At 70.0% G+C, this 3,220-nt stretch carries 3 protein-coding genes; 1 reads left to right on the forward strand and 2 read right to left on the reverse strand.

Annotated features, from left to right (window positions below; genetic code table 11):
• A partial coding sequence (locus HUV06_RS15345; RefSeq protein ID WP_174302112.1) for an FAD-dependent monooxygenase occupies positions 1-1,205 on the forward strand: 1,205 nt, incomplete at its 5' end.
• A gap of 168 nt (positions 1,206-1,373) precedes the next feature.
• Here the strand turns inward: HUV06_RS15345 and HUV06_RS15350 are convergent.
• Together HUV06_RS15350 and HUV06_RS15355 are read right to left on the reverse strand one after the other, a co-directional pair.
• Positions 1,374-2,234 (reverse strand): fumarylacetoacetate hydrolase family protein, encoded by an 861-nt coding sequence (locus HUV06_RS15350; protein WP_174302113.1) that lies wholly within the window; start codon positions 2,232-2,234, stop codon positions 1,374-1,376.
• Positions 2,235-2,516: 282 nt separating this feature from the next.
• Positions 2,517-3,220, reverse strand: a 704-nt coding sequence (locus HUV06_RS15355; protein WP_174302114.1) for a TonB-dependent receptor domain-containing protein, incomplete at its 5' end; no start/stop codon positions are given.

The raw sequence follows: 3,220 nt of genomic DNA on the forward strand, positions 1-3,220 counted from the left end.
TGACCTCCACGCTGCGCGACGCGTTGGGCGATAAGCAAGTGGTCCGTTCGCGCTTCCTGGTGGGGGCGGACGGGGCGCGGAGCGCCGTGCGCGAGCTGATCGGCGCGGGCATGAGCGGCGCCTACGGCCTGTCGAGGAACTACAACGTGGTGTTCCGCGCGCCGGGCTTGGCCGAGCGGCACGCGCATGGCCCAGGCGTGATGTACTGGCACGTCAACAGCGACGGGGCGAGCCTGATCGGGCCGATGGACAAGGACGATATCTGGTACTTCATGCCGACCGGCATGCGCGAGGGGGAGACCCTCTCCAACGCCGACGCCGCCGCGCGGATTGCGCAGGCGACCGGGATCGACCTGCCCTACGAGGTGCTGAGCACCGATGAATGGGTGGCGAGTCGGCTGATCGCCGACCGCTACCGCAAGGGCAATGTGTTCCTGGCGGGCGACGCCTGCCACCTGCATCCGCCCTTCGGCGGCTACGGCATGAACATGGGCGTCAGCGACGCGGTGGACCTCGGCTGGAAGCTGGCGGGGGTGCTGGAGGGCTGGGGCGGCCCGGCGCTGCTGGACGCCTACGAGATCGAGCGCCGCCCGGTGCACGAGAAGGTCATGGACGAGGCTGTGGTCAACCACGCCGTGCTCGGCAACCAGCTCTGGCGCGAGGGCCTGGAGGACGACACGCCGGAAGGCGAGGCGCTCCGCGCCGAGGTGCGCGAGCGCATCCTCACCCACAAGACGCGCGAGTTCCGCTCGCTGGCGACCGTGCTCGGCCTCTGCTACGCGGCCTCGCCGATCCTGGTCGACGACGGGTCGCAGCCGCTGGAGCAGGTGGGCCAGGACTACCGGCCCGACGCCCACCCGGGGTGCCTGGCCCCCCACGCCTGGATCGAGGACGGCCGCTCGCTCTACGACCTCTTCGGCATGGACTTCGCCCTGGTGGCGGCCGAGGGCGCCGAGCCGGACGCCGCCCGCGCCGAGGCCGACGCCCGGCGCGCCGGCGTGCCGCTGCGGGTGGTGCAGCCGGCGGGCGTGCCCGTGCGCCAGCTCTACGGCGCGCCCCTGGCGCTCGTCCGCCCCGACCAGCACGTCGCCTGGCGCGGCGACCGCTGGGACGCCGCGGTGCTCCGCCGCGCTACGGGGTTCGCCGCGTCGGAGACGACGGCCGACGCACGCGCGCCTGAGGCGCTGGCAGCGCTACAAGCCTGAGGCTTGTTCGTCTTCTCCATCGCACGATCGGGGGGGTGGCGGCGAAGCCGACGGAGGGGTCGCGGAGCGCGGAGGACGCCGTCGCCAACGTTGCTCGCCCGGTGACGCCGGGCGCCCCCTCCCGGGCTTCGTCCGTATCCCCCATCTCGATGGAGGAGACGAGCGGCTTTAGACCCGCGCCGCCACCTTGTTCTCGATCGCGCCGATGCCGTCGACCTCGCAGCGGACCACGTCGCCAGGCTGCAGGAAGCGGGGCGGATCCATGCCCACGCCCACGCCCTCGGGCGTCCCCGTGGCTAGGATGTCGCCGCTCTCCAGGGTGAAGGCGGTGGAGAGATAGGCGATCTGCTTCCAGACGTTGTGGATCAGCTGGCTGGTGTCGCTGGCCTGGCGCGGCTCGCCGTTGATGAAGCAGCGGACGCCCAGCGCATGGGGGTCGGCGATCTCGTCGGCGGTGACGATCCAGGGGCCGATCGGCCCGTGCGTGTCGAACGACTTGCCCATGGTGAAGGTCGGGCTGTGGAACTGCCAGTCGCGCGCCGAGACGTCGTTGGCGACGAGATAGCCGAACACATGGGCGGGCGCCTGCGCCTCGGAGACGTGCTTGGTCGGCAGGCCGATCACCACGCCGAGCTCGACCTCGTAGTCGAGCTTCTCGGTCACGCCCGGCTCGATCGCGTCGTACGGGCCGGCGACGCAGGTGGTCTGCTTGTTGAACCAGAGCTGCTGGGTCGGTGTGGCGACGCCGAGGCGCGCCGCCTCCTCCGCGTGCTTCTTATAGTTCATGCCGATGGCCAGGTACTTGCCGGGCCGCTCTATGGGCGCGAGCAGGCGCACGGCGTCGAGCGGCACGCGGGTGGGCTCGGAGTCCACCTGCCGGCGCACGGCCTCCAGAGCCGCCGGGCCCCCAGCGGCGATCGACTGCATGGTCGGATAGCGCCCGCTCAGGCCGTCGAGCGGCGCTATGCCCGTACCTGTCAGGACGCCCAGGTGCGTGTCGCCGGAATGCTCGTAGCGGAGCAGCTTCATCTTGGTCCTCTTGATGATGGCCGCCCACCCGGATCAGGCGGCGGTCCCGGCGTAAGGGCCGGGTCGAGTGTCTAACTTCGTCGCCGCGTGCCTCCCGGATCGGGTAACGCGTCGACCGATCGCGGATAAGGCCAGTGCAGAGATTGGGAGAGGACACTAGGGCCAAGGGCGCATCACAGGAGATACCATCGAACACGCACCGATCAGCAATCAGCATCATGGCCCGGGCTGGGCGGGTCTGCGTCCGACCCGCACCACCCCCGGTCGATGCGCCGGCCCCGGTCAGAACGCCTTTCGGACCGTGAACCCGTAGGTGCGCGGCGGGGCGTAGCTGGCGGTGTCGAAGAAGCCCGCCGTGCTGTCCTGGGTGAAAACCGCCGCATTGGTCAGGTTCTTGGCCCAGAGCCGCACGGAGATGTCTCCGTCGCGGGGCGAGAAGGTCAGGGAGGTGTTCAGGGTGCTGAACGGGCTCTGCCTCAGCCGGTTGTCCGGCTCGGTGAACCAGCCGGTGTTGTAGGCGTAGGTGACGTTGGCCGCCAGATGCAGCGGGCCGTAGTCATGGGTGTAGTCGCCCGAGAGGTCGACCACCGCATCGGGGCTGAAGGGCAGCCTGTTCCCGGCCGCGCTGCCCAAGGTCTCCGCCGTGCCGCCTGTGGGGATGGGCGTGCCGATCTCCGCATCGGGGAAGGAGGTGAACCGGTCGTGCAGCAGTTCGAAGCCGCCGGACAGCCGCAGGTCTCGGCTGATGGCGGCGTCGAGGTCCAGGTCGAGGCCATAGATCTCGGCTTCCCCGCCGTTGTAGTAGTCGATGGCGCCCGTGGTGAACCGCGCGACCTGGATGTTGCTGTAATCATAGTAGAAACCCGCGACGTTGACGCGGAGCCGCTTTTGCAGGAGGTCGGTCTTCACCCCGATCTCGTAGGCGTCCAGCGTCTCCGGCTGGTAGGCCGGGTTGGTCGGGTCGCTGACGTTGAAGCCACCGCTCT

The sequence above is a fragment of the Caulobacter sp. S45 genome (assembly GCF_903642205.1).
Classification (GTDB): Bacteria; Pseudomonadota; Alphaproteobacteria; order Caulobacterales; family Caulobacteraceae; genus CAHJWH01.